This window comes from Roseomonas marmotae, assembly GCF_017654485.1.
GTDB classification, from domain to species: domain Bacteria; phylum Pseudomonadota; class Alphaproteobacteria; order Acetobacterales; family Acetobacteraceae; genus Pseudoroseomonas; species Pseudoroseomonas marmotae.
In genome coordinates, this window is sequence record NZ_CP061091.1 from 1,272,569 (window position 1) to 1,289,130 (window position 16,562).

At 68.6% G+C, this 16,562-nt stretch carries 17 protein-coding genes; 8 read left to right on the forward strand and 9 right to left on the reverse strand.

What is annotated here, in order from left to right:
- Positions 1 to 37: 37 nt before the first annotated feature.
- The 4 genes from IAI58_RS06035 to IAI58_RS06050 form a co-directional block, all read right to left on the reverse strand.
- The gene (locus IAI58_RS06035) at positions 38 to 943 is read right to left on the reverse strand and encodes a dioxygenase family protein (RefSeq protein ID WP_207445125.1); all 906 of its coding nucleotides are present in this window, start codon (positions 941 to 943) and stop codon (positions 38 to 40) included.
- Positions 944 to 1,023: 80 nt separating this feature from the next.
- Positions 1,024 to 1,998: a Bug family tripartite tricarboxylate transporter substrate binding protein gene (locus tag IAI58_RS06040; RefSeq protein ID WP_207445124.1), complete on the reverse strand. Its 975-nt coding sequence runs from the start codon at positions 1,996 to 1,998 to the stop codon at positions 1,024 to 1,026.
- The gene (locus IAI58_RS06045; protein ID WP_207445123.1) at positions 1,995 to 2,657 is read right to left on the reverse strand and encodes a polysaccharide deacetylase family protein; all 663 of its coding nucleotides are present in this window, start codon (positions 2,655 to 2,657) and stop codon (positions 1,995 to 1,997) included. Before IAI58_RS06045 ends, IAI58_RS06040 begins: the two co-directional genes overlap by 4 nt.
- Positions 2,658 to 2,694: 37 nt before the next feature.
- Complete coding sequence (locus tag IAI58_RS06050; protein ID WP_207445122.1) at positions 2,695 to 3,558, reverse strand: fumarylacetoacetate hydrolase family protein; 864 nt, start codon at positions 3,556 to 3,558, stop codon at positions 2,695 to 2,697.
- Positions 3,559 to 3,673: 115 nt separating this feature from the next.
- Here IAI58_RS06050 and IAI58_RS06055 point away from each other — a divergent pair, with 115 nt between their 5' ends.
- On the forward strand, positions 3,674 to 4,369 hold the full coding sequence (locus IAI58_RS06055; RefSeq protein WP_207445121.1) for a GntR family transcriptional regulator: 696 nt from the start codon (positions 3,674 to 3,676) through the stop codon (positions 4,367 to 4,369).
- A gap of 105 nt (positions 4,370 to 4,474) precedes the next feature.
- Here the strand turns inward: IAI58_RS06055 and IAI58_RS06060 are convergent, their stop codons facing one another.
- The gene (locus IAI58_RS06060; protein ID WP_207445120.1) at positions 4,475 to 5,347 is read right to left on the reverse strand and encodes an isocitrate lyase/PEP mutase family protein; all 873 of its coding nucleotides are present in this window, start codon (positions 5,345 to 5,347) and stop codon (positions 4,475 to 4,477) included.
- Positions 5,348 to 5,637: 290 nt separating this feature from the next.
- On the opposite strand from IAI58_RS06060, the gene IAI58_RS06065 reads away from it, so the two are divergent.
- The 5 genes from IAI58_RS06065 (at position 5,638) to IAI58_RS06085 (ending at position 9,277) form a co-directional block, all read left to right on the forward strand.
- Positions 5,638 to 6,489, forward strand: a complete 852-nt coding sequence (locus IAI58_RS06065; RefSeq protein WP_207445119.1) for a polysaccharide deacetylase family protein — start codon at positions 5,638 to 5,640, stop codon at positions 6,487 to 6,489.
- Positions 6,490 to 6,601: 112 nt separating this feature from the next.
- Entirely contained in the window at positions 6,602 to 7,324 is a 723-nt protein-coding gene (locus IAI58_RS06070) for a GntR family transcriptional regulator (protein WP_207445118.1), read from the forward strand.
- Positions 7,325 to 7,332: 8 nt separating this feature from the next.
- Positions 7,333 to 7,803, forward strand: coding sequence for a nuclear transport factor 2 family protein (locus IAI58_RS06075; protein ID WP_207445117.1), 471 nt, complete (start codon positions 7,333 to 7,335; stop codon positions 7,801 to 7,803).
- 41 nt (positions 7,804 to 7,844) lie between these two features.
- Positions 7,845 to 8,186 (forward strand): cupin domain-containing protein, encoded by a 342-nt coding sequence (locus tag IAI58_RS06080; RefSeq protein WP_207445116.1) that lies wholly within the window; start codon positions 7,845 to 7,847, stop codon positions 8,184 to 8,186.
- A 104-nt stretch (positions 8,187 to 8,290) separates the two neighbouring features.
- Positions 8,291 to 9,277 carry a Bug family tripartite tricarboxylate transporter substrate binding protein gene (locus IAI58_RS06085; RefSeq protein ID WP_207445115.1) on the forward strand — a complete coding sequence of 329 codons (987 nt, stop codon included), beginning with the start codon at positions 8,291 to 8,293 and terminating at the stop codon, positions 9,275 to 9,277.
- A gap of 53 nt (positions 9,278 to 9,330) precedes the next feature.
- On the opposite strand, the gene glpK is transcribed toward IAI58_RS06085, so the two are convergent.
- The 3 genes from glpK to IAI58_RS06100 all read right to left on the reverse strand — a co-directional run bounded on the left by glpK (position 9,331) and on the right by IAI58_RS06100 (position 13,736).
- Entirely contained in the window at positions 9,331 to 10,809 is a 1,479-nt protein-coding gene (gene glpK / locus IAI58_RS06090) for a glycerol kinase GlpK (RefSeq protein ID WP_207445114.1), read from the reverse strand.
- A gap of 177 nt (positions 10,810 to 10,986) precedes the next feature.
- Positions 10,987 to 12,828: a bifunctional sugar phosphate isomerase/epimerase/4-hydroxyphenylpyruvate dioxygenase family protein gene (locus IAI58_RS06095; protein ID WP_207445113.1), complete on the reverse strand. Its 1,842-nt coding sequence runs from the start codon at positions 12,826 to 12,828 to the stop codon at positions 10,987 to 10,989.
- Between the two features lie 14 nt (positions 12,829 to 12,842).
- Positions 12,843 to 13,736 (reverse strand): shikimate dehydrogenase, encoded by an 894-nt coding sequence (locus IAI58_RS06100; RefSeq protein WP_207445112.1) that lies wholly within the window; start codon positions 13,734 to 13,736, stop codon positions 12,843 to 12,845.
- A gap of 133 nt (positions 13,737 to 13,869) precedes the next feature.
- On the opposite strand from IAI58_RS06100, the gene IAI58_RS06105 reads away from it, so the two are divergent.
- Together IAI58_RS06105 and IAI58_RS06110 are read left to right on the forward strand one after the other, a co-directional pair.
- The gene (locus IAI58_RS06105) at positions 13,870 to 14,865 is read left to right on the forward strand and encodes a Bug family tripartite tricarboxylate transporter substrate binding protein (protein ID WP_237182163.1); all 996 of its coding nucleotides are present in this window, start codon (positions 13,870 to 13,872) and stop codon (positions 14,863 to 14,865) included.
- A gap of 74 nt (positions 14,866 to 14,939) precedes the next feature.
- Complete coding sequence (locus tag IAI58_RS06110; protein ID WP_237182162.1) at positions 14,940 to 15,608, forward strand: TetR/AcrR family transcriptional regulator; 669 nt, start codon at positions 14,940 to 14,942, stop codon at positions 15,606 to 15,608.
- 236 nt (positions 15,609 to 15,844) lie between these two features.
- Here IAI58_RS06110 and IAI58_RS06115 read toward each other — a convergent pair whose 3' ends face one another.
- Positions 15,845 to 16,369, reverse strand: coding sequence for a putative pterin-binding protein (locus tag IAI58_RS06115; protein WP_207445110.1), 525 nt, complete (start codon positions 16,367 to 16,369; stop codon positions 15,845 to 15,847).
- Between the last annotated feature and the right edge of the window lie 193 nt (positions 16,370 to 16,562).

Consider the following 16,562-nt stretch of genomic DNA (forward strand, 5'->3'; position numbering starts at 1 on the left):
CTGTTGCCCGTGGCTCGCCATGACGTTCGGGTGGCGGCTACTCCGCCGCGACTTTCGAGGGATCGGCGCCCACGCGGCCGGAGGTGTCGCCCTCGGCCTGGCGCGCGATGCGGAAGTCGTAATGCACGCTCGGCATGTCGGGCGCGGGCGAGCCTTCGAGGCCCTTCTGCGGCCGTACGACAAGGGATTCCGAAACGCCGAAGACGGTGTCGGAATCGATATGCGGGTCGTCGCCGAGATAGAGCGCCGTCACCAGTTCCCGGTATCCCTCGGCGCCGATCAGCATATGGATATGCGCGGGGCGGAAGCCGTGGCGGTTCTGCTGCCGCACCAGCTCGCCCACCGGCCCATCCATCGGGATGGAATAGCCCAGCGGGATCAGCGTGCGGATGGCGTAGCGGCCCTCGGCATCGGTGCGGAACTGGCCACGCATGTCCATGACGCCGGGGTCGTTGGTCTGCAGGTCGTAGGCGCCATCGGCATCGGTCTGCCAGACTTCGACGATGGCATTGGGCACGCCCTCGCCGGCCTCGTTCAGCACCTGGCCAAACAGCATCATCTCCGGCCCCGTGGCATGGGCGGCGATGCTCCCGCCATAGCCATACTGTGGCGAGGCCTCGCGGTAGAAGGGGCCGAGCAGGCTGGTCTCGGTGGCTTCGCCCACGCGGTTGGCCTGGTCGTCCAGCAGGTTCACGAGGCGCGAGAGACCGAGCGTATCGGAGAGCAGGATGAATTCCTGCCGGATCGGCGTGCAGGTCTGGCCGGTGCGGGTGAGGAAGCCGATGGCGGCCAGCCATTCGGCGGGCGTCAGCTTCACCTCCCGCGCGAAGTCATGCAGGTGCCGGACAAGGCTTTCCATCACCTCCCGCAGACGCGGGTCAGTGGTGGAGGCCATCTGCGCGATCACGGCATCCGTGACGGTATTCTGGTCCAGGTCAGCCATTTCTTGTGTCCTCCATCGGGGGCGGCATCTCGCGGGCCTGCCCTCGGTCGTCGCACGTCGTGGCGGGCGCGGCGGCGCCCCTAGTCCGGTCGTATCCTGGCAGCAACGATCACCGGCTGCCACTTCGCAATCTCTTCCCGCGTCATGGCGGCGAGCTGCTCGGGCGAGCCGCCCGTCGGCTCCACCCCCTGCGCGCGCAGGTTCGCCAGGGCGGCGGGGTCGGCCAGCAGGGCATTGGTGGCGCGGTTCAGCCGGGCCACGATGGCGGGCGGCAGGCCCGCCGGGCCGAAGAGCGACCAGAGCCCCTCGACGACGAAATCCTGCACCCCCGCTTCCTGGATGGTCGGCACATCCGGCAGGATGCCGACGCGCTTGCCGGAGGTCACGGCCAGGGCCTTCAGCTTGCCGCTGTCCAGATGCGGCTTGAGGCCCAGCGGGTGGTAGAACATGGCATCCACCCGTCCCGCCAGCAGGTCGGTCACCGCCTGGCTGGCACTGCGGTAGGGCACGTGCTGCGTCTCCAGCCCCGCCCGCAGGTTCAGCAGCGCCTGGGAGAGATGTCCCGTGGTGCCATTCCCCGCCGAGGCGAAGGAGAGCGGCCGCGACTTCGCCAGCGCCACCAGCTCCATCACCGAATTGGCGGGGAGGGAGACCGGCACGCCCAGCACCGTCGGCGTGGTGACGAAGGGGGCGATGGGAGTGAAATCCTTCACCGCATCGAAGCCCAGCTCGGGAAACAGGCTGGAATTGATGCCATGCGTCCCGTTGGTGCCCAGCAGCAGCGTATAGCCATCGCCCGCTGCCTGGGCCACGCTCTGGGCGCCGACATTGCCGCCGGCGCCGGCACGGTTCTCCACCACCACCGGCTGTCCCGCTTCCTTCCCCAGGGCATCGGCCAGGATGCGGCCCAGCGCATCGGTGGTGGTGCCGGCGGCGAAGGGTACTACGAGACGGATGGGCCGCTCCGGCCATGCCGCCTGGGCGAAGCTCCGGCGGGCCAGCAGCGGCGTGGCGGCAAGGGTGCCCAGCAGGGCTCGACGTGTGGCTCGGGTCATGCGGCAGCCCCCCTGTGAGGCGTGACGTAATCCGCGACCCGCCCGGATGGCTGGCCACGGCGCAGCGGCACGCAGGCCGCCGGGAAATCCTGGGTGAAGCGGGCGCCCCGGTCGGCCAGGGTGCCAAGGAAGCGGTCCAGGTGCCGCATGGCGCCATTCGGCAGGTCATGCAGCACCAGAGTCACGGGCTCCGGCCCCTGGCAGAGATCCAGGGCGCGGTCCACCCAACCCTCCGGGTCGCGGAAATCGCCCGGCACGGCATTCCAGAGGACGCAGGTGAAATGCCCGCGCACCAGCAGATCCAGCGCCGCGTGGCTCAGCAGGTGGCGGCCCAGCGCACCGCCGCCGCCCTGGGGGCGGAACAGCCTGTCGGGGTGCGAGAGCGCACCGATCTCCTCCTGGGTGCGGGCGATCTCCGTCTCGGCCACCGCATCCGATGCATGGCCCAGCGGGCCCGCATGGCTCCAGGTGTGGTTGCCGATCCAGTGGCCCTCGGCATGGGCCCGCTCGGCCAGGGCGCGATGCGCCGCCAGCTTGTGGCCCAGCACGAAGAAGGTGGCCCGCAGGCCGCGTGCGCGCAGCGCCTCCAGCACGCCCGGCGTCACCTCCGGCTCAGGGCCGTTGTCGAAGGACAGGGTGACGCGGGGCGCGGTGGTCATGACACGCCGTGGCTTTCCGGCGCGCGGCGCATCGGCTTCAGGCCTCGTCCCGCACGGGGTTGGAGAGGATGCCGATGTCCTCGATCTCGATCTCGACGGTATCGCCATCCTTCATGAAGACCGGCGGCTTGCGGGCATAGCCGACGCCGCTGGGCGTGCCGGTGGCGATCACATCGCCCGGTTCCAGCGTCATCACCTCCGAGAGGATCGCCAGGATACGCGGCACAGTGAAGATCATGTCGGAGGTATGGCTGTCCTGCATCACCTCGCCATTGAGGCGGGAGGTGATGCGCAGCGCATTCGGGCCCTGCGGCAGTTCGTCGGGCGTGACGATCTCGGGGCCGAGGCCGCCGGTGCGGTCGAAGTTCTTGCCCATGGTCCACTGCGCCGACTTGCGCTGGTAGTCGCGGACCGAGCCCTCGTTCATGCAGGTGTAGCCGGCGACGCAGCCCAGGGCCTCGGCCTCCGTCAGGTGCCGTGCCCGCTTGCCGATGACGATGGCCAATTCGGCCTCGTAGTCGAACTTGTCGGAGACCTTCGGGCGCAGCAGCGGCTCGCCGGGCGCGGCCAGCGAGGTGGGGCCGCGGAAGAAGACCGCCGGGTAATCCGGGATGGGATTGCCGCCTTCCTTGGCATGCAGCGCGTAGTTCAGGCCGATGCAGATGACCTTGCCCGGGCGCGGCACCGCCGGCAGCAGCGTCAGGCCCTTCAGCGGGCGGCGCGGCGCGTCGGCGAGCTTCGCCGCCAGGGCGCGCGCGCCCTCCGGCAGGTTCAGGGCGGCCAGGGCCTCGGTGGGGTCCTGCGGCAGGCCCGGCACCACATCGGCCAGGGCCACGACATCATCGCCCAGGCGGGCACCAAGGGCCGCCCGGCCCTCATGCTGGAACGCGATCAGGCGCACGCGCCGTATCCTCCTTTGATTCTCGGTTCGAGGTTTTATCGAAATTCCTGGGTCGTCAAGAAAGATTTCCGCAAAAGCTTGCGGGTTAGCGCCGGGAAAACGATGATGTAGCGCCATGTCTCAGGCAGACCCCATCGCGGAAGCGCGCGACCTGACTCTTGCGACCGTCGTCCACCGGCGGCTGCGCGAGGACATCCTGTCCGGCCGCCTGCCACCAGGGCAGAAGTTGAAGCTGCGCGACCTGGCCGAGAGCTATGGGGCCGGCGCCTCACCGATGCGGGAGGCCCTGTCCAAGCTGGCGGCCGAGGGGCTGGCGGAACGGCTGGAGCATCGGGGCTTCCGTGTGGCGGCAGCGGCGCCAGGGCAGCTGGACGGGCTGATCCGCAGCCGGGTGCTGGCAGAATGCGCGGCGCTGCGCGAATCCATCCGGCACGGCGATGCCGCCTGGGAAGAGGCGCTGGTCCTGGCCGAGCACCGGCTGAAGCGGGCGGCCCGGTCTCTCGACCCGCACCGCTTCGTCGCCAATCCGGAATGGGAAGCCTGCCATCTGCGCTTCCACCAGGCGCTGCTGGCGGCCTGCGGCGCGCCGCCCCTGCTGGCCTTCTGCGACCGGCTGCGGGAGGAGGCGCAGCGCTACCGCGCGCTGTCCAATACCCTGGCCTATCCGGGCCGCGACGTGGCGGCCGAACATGCCGCCATCGCTCGCGCCACGCTGGACCGCGACGCGGAAAAGGCCGCCGCCCTGCTGACGCAGCATTACGAGCGGACAGGCGCCTTTATCGGCGCCGATCTGGGCAGCGAGGCCGGGTGATCCTGACGAAGAGGCGGCGGCGGCGATGCGGCCGCCGTCCAAGGGGTTCCTGCCCGTTTCGCCAGAACCCCTGAAGATGCGGCAATCCTGCCGGGGCTAGCCAGACTACGGCCCGCCGGCCTGCATGAAGCGCTTGCGCCATTCCTCATAGGCCGACTGACGCGTGACGCGGCCGATCAAGGCGCCCGAGGCCTGCCCCGGCACAGCCCTGGCCGGGCTGCCCGCGCGCATGGCGCTGAGGGCGTCGTGCACGGCCTGCACGGCGGCCATAATCGGCGCATGGCCGGGCAGCATGACGCGCACCCGCGACGCCGCCAGATCTCCCGCATCCGCCAGTTCCGGGCCGACACCACCGAGGATCAATGGCAACCGCGTCCCGGCGGCCACGGCCTCAAGCTCGGCGCGTGTCCGCAGGCCCACCACCATCAGGGCATCCGCCCCCGCCGCCTCATAGGCGCGGAGCCGGGTGATCGCATCCTCCAGCGAAGACAGCAGCGGCGCGCTGGTGCGGCCAACGATCACCAGGCCTTCGTCGCGCCGGGCCGAGAGCGCGGCGCCGATCTTGCCAACGCCTTCCTCCAGGGACACCAGCCCGCTCTTGCCCGCATCTGCGCCAAAGGGGAGGGGAAGCAGCGTGTCCTCGATCGTCAGGCCGGCCACGCCCGCACTCTCCAGGCCCTGCACGGTATGGATGACGTTCAGCGCGTTTCCGAAACCGTGGTCCGCATCCAGCAGGATCGGCAGACCGGCCGCGTGGCAGATGCGCCGGGCCTGATCCGTCACCTCCGTCGCTGTCACCAGGATCATGTCGGGCGCCGCGAGCAGGGCGAGCGCGAGGCTGGAACCGCCGACGAGCCCCAGTTCAAAGCCGAGATCCTCGGCGATGCGGACCGAGATCGGGTCGAAGACCGAGGCCGGCACCACGCAGTCCTGCCCCTGGAGCACCCGGCGCAGAGCCTGCCGCTGTGGTTGAAACATCCTTCCTTCCTCCCCTGGATCGGTTCCTGGCTGGCCTTTGTGCCTCTGCGCGGGAGGCCTGAAAACCTGTTGACGGAAGATCAGCATTAATCATTAATAATCTCAAGCCCGGCACGAAAGCCGGGCGGGACGCGACGCTAGGAACCGCCGCGCCAGGAGGAGACGATTCATGCCCCGGAGCGTGCAAGCCCCCTGGCGTGGCTTCCTCCCGGCCACGCCGTCCCGTCCTGAGACGATGCTGCTGCCGACGCGCCTTTTCGCCCGTCCATGACAGAAAGGATTTGACCGGAATGCCGAAGTTTGAGGCCTGGCCCAATGGGGCGCGGATCGCCGTGGCCGTGACCGTGATGTACGAGACCTGGTCGGAGGGGAAGGCGCCCAGCTATTCCGTGCAGGCGACCCATCTGAAGCCCGGCGCTGAGGATCTGGCCGGCGCCGCCTGGGCAACCTATGGCGGCCGCGTGGGCGTCTGGCGCATCATCCGCACGCTCGACCGCCTGGGCGTGCCGGCGACCTTCTTCACCAATGCCCGCTGCGCCGAGTTGTATCCGGAGAGCGTGAAGCAGATCACCCGCTCCGGCCACGATATCGGCGGACATGCCTATTACCAGGACCAGCTCCTGGCCTACATGTCGCCGGAGGAAGAGCGCTCCACGATCCGGCGCTGCATCGACATCCTGGGCGAGCATTCCGGCCAGCAGCCCACCGGCTGGCTCAGCCCCGTCCTGGCCTTCACGCGCAACACGCCGGACTTCCTGGCGGAGGCCGGCCTGAAGTGGCACGCGGATGTCACCTATATCGACCTGCCGCACCGCATCCAGACGAAGCACGGCGTGCTCGCGGCCGTGCCGAACAGCGACTTCACGGATAACCGTGTCCTGCGCTCCAGCACGCTCGACCTCTATGACGTGCACAAGACCACCTTCGACTACATGTATCAGAACGAGCCCATGGGCCTGCTGGCGCTGACGCTGCATTGCCAGTTCGGCGGCCGTCCGATGGTGATCGCGGCCTTCGAGAAGTTGATCCGCTACATCTCTCAGTTCCCCGGCGTCTGGTTCGCGCGTCATGGCGAGCTGGCCCAATGGGCCCTCGATGCCGAGCTCGACGAGCACAGCTATGCAAGCCGCTTCTTCTCCTGACGGGCATGTGGCGTGCATCGGGCAGCCTGTGTCACAGGCAGGCGTGGCGCGGCTCATCCCCCTTCGCGGGTTGGGCCGGCCGCGTGAGGCCTGCGGATCCAGGAGCTTAGCGATGGCACGACGTTCCAATACCCGACCGGGGGAAGCCGAAGGCGGCGCCCAGCCCGCGCTGCCCGGCAAGCCCGACACGGCCCGCCCGACCTTCTCCAGGGCCGAATGGACCGCCGACATCCTGCGCGAGCGCATCCTGCAGGGCACCTATCCACCCGGCGAGCGGATCCGGGAAGCGGAGCTGCAGGCGGAATTCGGCTTCTCCAACGGACCGATCCGGGAGGCCTTGCAGATGCTGGTCGCCCAGGGCCTGGCGGAGCGGAATCCCTTCCAGGGCGTGCGCGTCGTGGAGTTGAGCGACCAGCAGCTCCTGGAACTCTTCGAGGTCCGTCTGGCGGTGCTGCAATACGCGGCTGAACTCGCCGCCTGCCATGCCAGCGACGAAGTGCTCGCGACCGGGGAGGCCCTGCGCGCCCGGCTCGCGGCCGCCTTCGATGCCGCGCAGACCTCGGGGCAGCGGCTCTCCTTCACCGGGGAACTGTCCCACTGGCTGCTGGAGGCCGCGGGCAACGACACCATGCGCCGGATCTGGGACCAGACGGTCGCGCAGTCGCAGATCTATGTGAATGCCTCCATGCGGCGCGGTGCCGGCGGGGATAACCGGCGCCTGGTCGATGCGCTGATCGTCGCGGTGATGAAGCGGGACGTGGAAGCCGCGCGCGCGGTAGCGCGTGACCTGACGCGGCGGACCCTCGCCGATCTCGGGTTGAAGGGAAGGATCTGAGGCACGCCATGACAGAGATCGAAGAACTCCGGCTGATCGCCTCCCTCTCCCGGTTGCAGGCGGATTACTGGTACGAAGTCGACCGCAACTGGGGGCGCCGCGCGGCAGAATACTATCTTGAAGACGGGGTCTTCGAGATCGGCGAGAGCCGCATGGAGGGGCGCGCCGCGATCGCGCATTTCTACAGCTGGCGAGAGGGGCGCGGGGAACGCACGGCCCGCCACCTCGTCACGAACTGCCGGCTTCGCAGCGTGAATGCGACGGGCGATGAGGCAGTCTTCGAATGCATCATGAGCCTCCATGCAGCGGATGGGCCGCCGGTGCTGGAATCCCGGCCGCCCATCATGATCGCGGATGTGGTGGACCATTGCGTCCGCGTCAGCGGGGTCTGGCGCTACCGCTCGCATGTCCTGCGCCCCGTCTTCATGGGCGGCGTGGCGCCCACCGTATTGCCCGGAAACGACCAGACCACCCGATGATCTGACCGTGACTGAAAAAACCACAACAGGAGGGAGGTTCGATGACACAGATTCATGCCGTGGACTGGAGCGCCATGGAGTGGACTCCGGTCCGCCCGGGCGTCGAGCGCAAGGCCTTCACGGGCGATGGCGCGACGCTCGCCCTGCACCGGATCATGCCTGGGCATGACGTGCTGCCGCATTCCCACTCGAATGAGCAGGTCGTCTATATCCTCAGCGGAACAGCGGATTTCCATATCGGGGAGCAGGTGGTGCGGCTGGGGCCCGGGGGCCTCGCGCTGGTGCCGCCCGATACCGTCCATCACATCAAGGTCGTGGGCACCGAGCCCGTGCTGAACCTTGATGTCTTCACGCCAGCACGGCCGGAATACGTCCAGGCCTGACCGGCTGACTACCGAAAGAGAAGGGGGAACGGCTTCGCATGGCGCGGCCGTAACCCCGCCGCTCGTCCTGATTCTGGCCATAATGATAAAAACAGGAGGATTCAGTGTCCATATTCTCAAAGAGCCTGAAAGCCTTGCTCGCTCTCGGCGGGTTGCTCGCGGCCGCCTTTCCGGCCCCGACCCGGGCCGCTGATGACGTCTTTCCATCCCGCCCCGTCCGCATCGTCGTCCCCTATGCTCCGGCCGGAGTCACGGATGTCATGGCGCGCGTGGTCGCGGACCAGATGTCGAAAAGCCTCGGCCAACCCTTCGTGGTTGAGAATAAAGCTGGCGCGGGCGGCGTTGTCGGGATGGAGTCCGTCTATCGTAGCCCGCATGATGGCTACACCATCGTGATGATGCCGGCGAACCTCACGATCCTGAAGGTGCTGTACAACCGGATTTCCTTCGACCCGATCGAGGATTTCGTGCCTATTGCCAATGTAGGGGCATCGCCGGTCGGTATCGCCGTTCACCCGTCTCTGCCTGTACGAAGCGTGCCGGAGCTGGTGCGGTATGTCCGCGCCAATCCAGGGCTCGGCTACGCCTCCTGCGGCATCGCCTCACCACAGCACCTCGCCGCCGAGTATCTGGCCAATGTCGCGCAGATCGAGCTGAACCACATTCCCTACAAGGGCTGTGGCGAAGCGGTGGCGGATGTGCTGGCCGGGCGGGTGAAGCTGTTCTTCGCCAGCATCCCGCATCTCATTCCCTATCGCGCCACGGACCAGCTTTTTGCCGTCGGCGTGACGGGGGCCAGCGAGAGCGGCCTGGTTCCCGGCGTGGCCACCGTCGCCGCGGCCGGCTATCCCGGCTTCAATATCGAAGCCTGGTTCGGCCTGCTGGCGCCCAAGGGCACGCCGCCCGAGGTGGTGAAGCGGCTGAATGCCGAGGTGAACAAGGCGCTGCAAAGCCCGGCGGTGCTGGAGCGGATGAAGCAGCAGAATTTCGCGCCCGTCGGCGGCACGGCCGAAAGCTTCGGGGCCACCATCGCGGCGGATGTCGAGCGCCTGGGCGGCATCGCCCGCAAGGCCGGCATCACGGCGGAATAGGAGACGGGCGCCGCCGGGGGCTGCATGCCATCAGCCTTCGGACGGCGCTACGGCTACAGCAGGGCGCGCCGCAGGGCATCGGCCCAGCCGTCGATCATCTGCCGCCGCCGGCCGGCCTTCATGCGCGGGGTGAACCGCCGCTCCAGCGTCCAGGTGCTGCCCAGGGCTTCTAACCCTGGCCAGATGCCGGTGGCGAGACCCGCCAGGAAGGCCGCGCCCAGCGCCGTCGTCTCCAGCACCACGGGTCGTTCCACCGGTACCTGCACCATGTCCGCCAGGAACTGGCAGAACCAGTCATTGGCCGACATGCCGCCATCGATCCGCAGGGACTGCAACGGGCCGGCACCGTCCTTTCCCATCGCTTCCATCAGGTCCAGCGTCTGGTAGGCGACGGATTCCAGCGCCGCGCGGGCGATATGGGCCGCCGTGGCATCCAGCGTCAGGCCGCAGATCAGCCCACGCGCGTGGGGGGCCCAGTGCGGCGCGCCCAGGCCGACGAAGCCCGGGACCATGTAGACGCCATGGCTGTCGGGAATGCGTGTGGCCATGTCATCGGTCTGCGAGGCATGGGTGATCAGCCCCATCCCATCCCGCAGCCATTTGATCGCGGCGCCGGCGACGAAGATGGCGCCCTCCGTCGCATAGGCCGGCTGGCCGCCGAGCCGGTAGGCGGTGGTCGTCAGCAACCGGTGACGGGATTGCAGCGGCGTCGTGCCGGTATTCATCAGCGCGAAGCAGCCGGTGCCATAGGTCGCCTTGGCCATGCCGGGTTCGCCGCAGACCTGGCCGAGCAGCGCCGCCTGCTGGTCCCCGGCCATGCCGGCGATGGGAAGGGCGGTGCCAAAGAGGGCGGCGTCGGTCTCGCCGAACAGGTGGCTGTTGTCATGGACCGCCGGCAGCAGGGGGGCGGGGATGCGGAAGAGCCGCAGGAGGTCCTCGTCCCAGCATTGCCGGTGGATGTCGAAGAGCAGGGTGCGGGAGGCATTGGTCGCGTCCGTCGCATGCACCCTGCCGCCGGTGAGGCGCCAGAGGAGAAAGCTGTCGATCGTCCCGAAGGCCAGCTTCCCCTGTTCCGCGCGCTGGCGTGCGCCGGGCACATGATCCAGAATCCAGGCGAGTTTCGTCGCGGAGAAATAGGGGTCGAGCAGCAGGCCCGTACGGCCCTGCACCAGGGACTCCGTGCCCTCCCGGCGCAGCCGGGCGCAGTCATCGGCGGTGCGCCGGTCCTGCCAGACGATGGCGGGGTGGATGGGTTGCCCTGTGGCGCGGTCCCAGACAACCACGGTCTCCCGCTGGTTGGTGATGCCGATGGCCGCGACGGGGCGCCCGGCCCTGTCCAGCGCCTCCCGCGCTGTGGCCAGGGTATCGCGCCAGATATCCTCGGGGTCGTGCTCCACCCAGCCCTGGTCCGGGTAGTGCTGCGTAAGCTCCCGCCGGGCCACCGCCACCTCGCGCGCCGCGGCATCGAAGACGATGCTGCGGGTGGAGGTCGTGCCCTGGTCGATGGCCAGGATGCAGCGAGGTTCAGCCATGGGCGCGGGCCGCTGCGGGGGGCATCACCGTCTCTCCTGCCATCGCGCGTCTTCCTCCCCCTCCTGCCGGCTTGCCGGCACAGGCCCGGCCTGAAGCGGGCGACAGCTTACCGGGGCCGTATCGGGCAGGCCACAGACATCATCAGTTGGGCCGGGAGTGCGAAGCCCCTGCAGGGGTCAGCGCGCCTGCGCCGCCATTCGCACGGCGGCATTGGCAGCGCCGAAGCCGGTGGCGCCACGCCGCTCGATGATCTCGAAGAAGAAGCGGCTTTCGAAGGTGCGCGAATAGACGTGGAACAGCTCGCCGCCCGCATCCCGGTCGTAGAGCACGTCGTGCCGGTGCAGCTCCTCCAGCAGGGCATCGTCCAGCCCCCAGCGCGCGGCGAGGTCGTCGTAGTAGTTCGGCGGAATCGGCAGGCTGGCGAAGCCGCTCTCCCGCAATTGGCGCACGGCCGCGAAAATGTCGGAAACCTCGAAGGCCACATGATGCACCCCTGCGCCGGCGAAGGCGGTCAGGAAGCGGCCCGTGCTGGTATTGCGGCTCTCGGAGATGTTCAGCGGCAGCCGCAGCGCGCCATCGGCGCTGACCATGGCGCGGCTGCGGATCAGCCCTTGCGGATCGGCGATCTCCAGCACCGGCTGCGGCTCCAGCCCGAAGACGCCGCGCCAGAACAGCACGAAGCTGTCCATGTTGCCGGTGGGCAGCGCATGCGCCACGTGGTCCACCCGGGTCAGCGGCCCTTCCGCGCCATGCGGCAGCGGCAGGAAATCATCCTCCCAGGAGGTGGTGGCCTCGGCATCGTCGATCAGCAGCACCAACGTGCCATCCGCGGCCCGGATGCCCGCCAGAGGCCATTCATCCTCCCGCCGCCGTTCCTGCCATTCGGAGCAGAAGAGGGCGCGCGCCCGCGCCAGGGCGCGGCCGGCGTCATCCACTTTCACGGCCATGGCGCAGACGGAGGGGCCGTGCATCTGGAAGTGCTCGGCGGCGGCGCTGTCCTGCTCGCTGTTCAGCACCAGGCTGATATCGCCCTGGCGGTAGAGCAGCACGTCCTTGCTGCGGTGCCGCCCTTCCAGGCGGAAGCCCAGGGATTCCAGGAAGGTGCCGAGCTTGGCCCGCGCCGGCAGGTCCACCGCGAATTCCAGGAAGGCGAAGCCGCTGCTGCGCGGCGGCGCCGGCAGGTCCAGCACCCCGGCCTGTGCCTCCGCCAGCACCAGGGAGCGAAGCCCGTCACGCGCGTTCAGCCGCGCTGGCGCGGAGCGGAATTCGTCGTTGAACACTTCCAGAGAGATGGGGCCGCGATAGCCGGAGCGCGTCACCGCGCCGAGGAAGCCGCCGACATCCAGCTCGCCCTGGCCAGGAAAGTTGCGGAAATGACGGCTCCAGGACAGCACGTCCATGCTCAGGCGCGGCGCATCCGCCAGTTGCACGAAGAACAGCTTCTCCGCCGGGACATCCGCGATGCCGACGGGATCGTCCCCGATGGCCAGCGTATGGAAACTGTCCACGATCAGCCCCAGCGAATCATGCCCCGCCTGCCGCACGATCTTCCAGGCATGGCCCCAGCGGCGCACATGCTGCCCCCAGGCCAGGGCCTCATAGCCGACGCGCAGGCCGCGGCGCGCGGCGCGCCCGGCCATTTCCGCCAGATCCGCCGCCGCGCGGGCATCATCGTCGATGGCAGCGGGCTGCGTGTTGCTGCAGACCAGCACGAGGTCGGTGCCCAGGGCCTGCATCACATCGAACTTCCGCTCGGCGCGATCCATGTTGCGGGCGCGCGGCGGCTCCGGCATGGCCTCGAAATCGCGGAAGGGCTGGAAGAGGGTGATGGCGAGGCCCAGCCCTTCCGCCACCCGCCGGACATCGGCGGGGGAACCATCGAAGGTCAGCAGGTCGCTCTCGAAGATCTCCACCCCGTCGAAGCCCGCCGCGGCAGCGGCTTCCAGCTTGTCCAACAGGGTGCCGCTGAGGCAGACCGTGGCGATGGAGCGGGGGAAGCGGCGCGCGGCGTTCGGCATCGGGGCGGTCCTGCTCACGGGTCGAAGGAGAGGAAGGTCTCGGTCATGCGGGCCGCGTCGGGCGCGCGGCCGGTGAAGTGGCGGAAGGCTTCCACCGCCTGGAACACCGCCATGCCGCCGCCGTGGGCGGTGCGGCAGCCCAGCGCCCGGGCGGCGCGCAGCAGCGGCGTCTCCAGCGGGAAATAGACGATCTCGGCGATCCAGTGGGACGGGCGCAGCAGCCCGGCGGGCAGGGGAAGGCCGGGATGCGCGGCGGTGCCGGTGGGCGTGGCATGGATCAGCCCGTCGGCCGCCGCGAGCGCGCCGTCCAGCGCGCCCCCGGCCACGGCCCGCCCGGCGCCGAAGCGCGCGCAGAGGCTGGCTGCCAGGCTTTCGGCCCGGGCTGGGTCCTGGTCGAAGAGATGCAGCTGCCCGACCCCCAGGGTCATCGCCGCATGGGCCACGGCCGAGCCGGCGCCGCCCGCGCCAAGCTGTACCGCGCGGGCGAGCGGGATCCCTGGCAGCTGCCGCCGGAAGCTTTCCGCGAAGCCGAAGGCATCGGTGTTGTGGCCGATGCGGCGGCCATCCCGCAGCACCACGGTATTCACCGCGCCCAGCTCGCGCGCCTCGGGGGACAGTTCATGCAGATGCGGGATCACCGCCTGCTTGCAGGGATAGGTGATGTTCAGGCCGGCGAAGCCCATCCGCTCGGCCGCGGTCAGCAACTCCGGCAGCGCTTCCGGGCCCAGCCGCAGCAGGTCGAGGTCGATCATCCGGTATAGCGTGTTGAAGCCCTGCGCCGCGCCTTCCGCCTCATGCATGGCGGGGGTGCGGGAGAGCTGGATGCCGGCGCCGATCAGCCCCAGCAGGAGCTGGGGGCGGGCGGCCGGCGCCGCGGCAGGGGAGGGCTGGTGGCTGGGGACTGGCACAGCAGAACGTATCCGATTTTCTCGCTTGCCTAATTCATGAACTAACCGGTACGTTCCAGTCAACGCGATTGAAGCATCGCGACGGAATACGGACCATGACCGTATGACCGGCAAAAACAGAGGAACCGTTCTTATGAAGCGACGTCAGCTTGGCGGTGCTGCCCTGGCCACCCTTGCCGCCTCCACGGGCCTTCTGCCGCGCGGTGCGGCGCGGGCGCAGGGGGCCGATACCTATCCCGACCGTGTCGTCACCATCGTGGTGTCCTGGGCCCCCGGCGGCTCCACCGATTTCGTCGGCCGCCTGCTGGCGCAACAGATGTCCAAGGAACTCGGCCAGCAGGTGGTGGTGGAGAACCGCGCCGGCGCCTCCGGCACCATCGGCCACCTCCACGTCGCCCGCGCGCGGCCGGATGGCCATACGCTGCTGATGGGCGTCAACAGCACCTATGCCATGGCGACGCACCTCTTCCCCAACAAGGGCTATGACGACGCCAAGAGCTTCACGCCGGTCGGCCGCATCGCCGAGACGCCGATCTTCCTCTGCGTCCGGCCCCAACTGGGTATCAAGACGGTCCAGGAGCTGGTTGCCCGCGCCAAGGCGGAGCCGGGCAAGCTGAGCTATGCCTCCTCCGGCGCCGGCTCCTCCGCCCATCTCGCCACCGAGCTGTTTCTGAAGATGGCCGACATCGATGTGATGAACGTCACCTATCGCGGCGGTGCGCCGGCGGTGCAGGCGCTGCTGGCCGGCGACGTGCAGATGGCCTTCGTGGACGCGGTGACGGCGCTGCCGCTGATCCAGTCCAAGGAAGCCACCGCCATCGGCGTCAGCAGCCTTCAGCGCAACCCGCTGGTGCCGGAGATCCCCACCATCGCGGAATCCGGTCTGCCGGGCTTCGAATGCTCCTCGCAATTCGCGCTGCTGGCGCCCGCGGGCACGCCGGAGCCGATCATCCGCAAGCTGCACGCGGCCCTGACCGCCGCGATGAAGGATGAAGGGGTGCTGGGCCGCCTGCGCCAGGCCTCGAACTTCCCGACGCCCAGCGCGCCGGAGGACTTCCCGGCCTATCTGGCGGCCGAGAGCGCCAAGTGGGGCGAGGTCATCCGCACCCGCGGCATCACCGCGGAGTAGCGGGGATGGCGGCGCGACATCGCCCGCCGGAGATGGTATCCTGCGGCGCAGTGCCCGCCGCAGGATACCAGGACTTGCCGCAGACTCAGGATAACGCTCTTCCTCCCCGTTCACGCAAACTGGATGCGGAGCGCACGCGGCAGGAGATCCTCGCCGTGGCGCGCGAGGAGTTCGCGGAGCATGGGCTGAGTGGCGCGCGGGTGGATGCCATCGCCGCTCGCACGCAGACCTCCAAGCGCATGATCTATTATTATTTCGGCAGCAAGGAAGGCCTGTATCTGGAAGTGCTCGGGCAGGCTTATGCCGAGATCCGCGCGCTGGAGCGGAACCTGGACCTGCAATCGCTCTCGCCCCTGGACGCCATCCGGCGCATCGCCGAATTCACGCTCGACTATCATGATGAGCATCCGGACTTCGTCCGCCTCGTCTGCATCGAGAATATCCATCACGGCCGCTACATCGCGCAGTCCGAGATCATCCGGAACCTGAACAGCACGGTCATCGAGGTGCTCGGCGGCATCCTGCGCCGTGGGGAGCGGGACGGCCTGTTCAAGCCGGGGATCGACCCGGTGGATGTGCATCTGATGATGAGCGCGGTGAGCTTCTACCGCGTCTCCAACCGCCACACCTTCGGCCGCCTCTTCCGTCGCGACCTGGAGGATGCGGGGCTGAAGCAGCGCCACAGGCAGATGCTCGGCGATGCGGTCCTGGGATATATCCGCCGCCCTGACGCCGGGGCATGAACCGGATTGCCGGGACCATGCCGGCCTCTCCGGCATATCCCGGCCTGCGCGGCGGTCAGGGCTGGTGCGGGCGCTCGGACAGCGCCGCCGCGATGTGCCCGTCATCATGCTGGGCCGCGATCAGGCTTTCGGACTATTCCGCCACGTCGCGGAAGCGTTGGCCAATCTCCTGACGTTCCGCGCTGCCTCCGGCACCGTGGGCGAGGGGTGCCGGCAAGCTCACGGCGAGGCCGCGCCTAACGGACGGTCAGGCGCGCGACCTGCCAGACCGAACGGGTATAGAAAGGCTCCGTCTGAAGTTCCGTGTTCCGGTCGTAGGGATAGGCGATGAACAAGGGGCCCTTGTCGTCTGCGGGCATGTAGGCGCCATCCAGTTTCAGGGCGAGCAGGGTGCCGTGCTCGGCAAAGTCCGACATCGGTATGTCAGTCTCATAACCGTCCAGGGCCAACGCGGTCACCATCGTGCCACGTGCGCTGACAGCGGCCATCAGCTTCAGCATCGGCACGCCTTCGAAGGTAACGGGCTTGTCGTACCAAGGGGTTTCAGTGGTGAAGGAGGTCATCCCCAGGGATTCGAGCATGTCCCGGTCGAACTCAGCCACGTCCGCCCGGTTGGTGAGGCCTCCGTGACCGGCGATGGTCAGGATCACTTCACCCTTCGGCTGCGCGAGGGCAGCACCGCGCGCGAGCGCCGATGGCACCACCGGCCATTGGGACAGGGCGAGAATGCCGAGAAGACGCCTGGAAACCCGAGCCACCATGATGTTCTGCTGCCTTTAAGGACGTATGTCCGAGTATCTATGCGACGCATTGCGAGGTGGCAAATACCGGTGCTGCGGTGCTTTCCCACTCCATCCTTGACATTGCTTAAGACGGTCTGATCATGACCGGGACAACGTCCATAATGCCAGAAATCCGGCGCCCTTCTCACGCAGCCGGAAGGTGTCATGCATC

What these genes read in the sequence shown, in the direction of transcription:
- IAI58_RS06080 (WP_207445116.1), top strand. Translation starts at nt 7,845, where the DNA reads ATGACACAGATTCATGCCGTGGACTGGAGCGCCATGGAGTGGACTCCG.
- IAI58_RS06055 (WP_207445121.1), top strand. Translation starts at nt 3,674, where the DNA reads ATGTCTCAGGCAGACCCCATCGCGGAAGCGCGCGACCTGACTCTTGCG.
- IAI58_RS06065 (WP_207445119.1), top strand. Translation starts at nt 5,638, where the DNA reads ATGCCGAAGTTTGAGGCCTGGCCCAATGGGGCGCGGATCGCCGTGGCC.
- IAI58_RS06035 (WP_207445125.1), bottom strand. Translation starts at nt 943, where the DNA reads ATGGCTGACCTGGACCAGAATACCGTCACGGATGCCGTGATCGCGCAG.
- IAI58_RS06060 (WP_207445120.1), bottom strand. Translation starts at nt 5,347, where the DNA reads ATGTTTCAACCACAGCGGCAGGCTCTGCGCCGGGTGCTCCAGGGGCAG.
- IAI58_RS06075 (WP_207445117.1), top strand. Translation starts at nt 7,333, where the DNA reads ATGACAGAGATCGAAGAACTCCGGCTGATCGCCTCCCTCTCCCGGTTG.
- IAI58_RS06105 (WP_237182163.1), top strand. Translation starts at nt 13,870, where the DNA reads ATGAAGCGACGTCAGCTTGGCGGTGCTGCCCTGGCCACCCTTGCCGCC.
- IAI58_RS06115 (WP_207445110.1), bottom strand. Translation starts at nt 16,369, where the DNA reads ATGGTGGCTCGGGTTTCCAGGCGTCTTCTCGGCATTCTCGCCCTGTCC.
- IAI58_RS06040 (WP_207445124.1), bottom strand. Translation starts at nt 1,998, where the DNA reads ATGACCCGAGCCACACGTCGAGCCCTGCTGGGCACCCTTGCCGCCACG.
- IAI58_RS06070 (WP_207445118.1), top strand. Translation starts at nt 6,602, where the DNA reads ATGGCACGACGTTCCAATACCCGACCGGGGGAAGCCGAAGGCGGCGCC.
- IAI58_RS06045 (WP_207445123.1), bottom strand. Translation starts at nt 2,657, where the DNA reads ATGACCACCGCGCCCCGCGTCACCCTGTCCTTCGACAACGGCCCTGAG.
- glpK (WP_207445114.1), bottom strand. Translation starts at nt 10,809, where the DNA reads ATGGCTGAACCTCGCTGCATCCTGGCCATCGACCAGGGCACGACCTCC.
- IAI58_RS06095 (WP_207445113.1), bottom strand. Translation starts at nt 12,828, where the DNA reads ATGCCGAACGCCGCGCGCCGCTTCCCCCGCTCCATCGCCACGGTCTGC.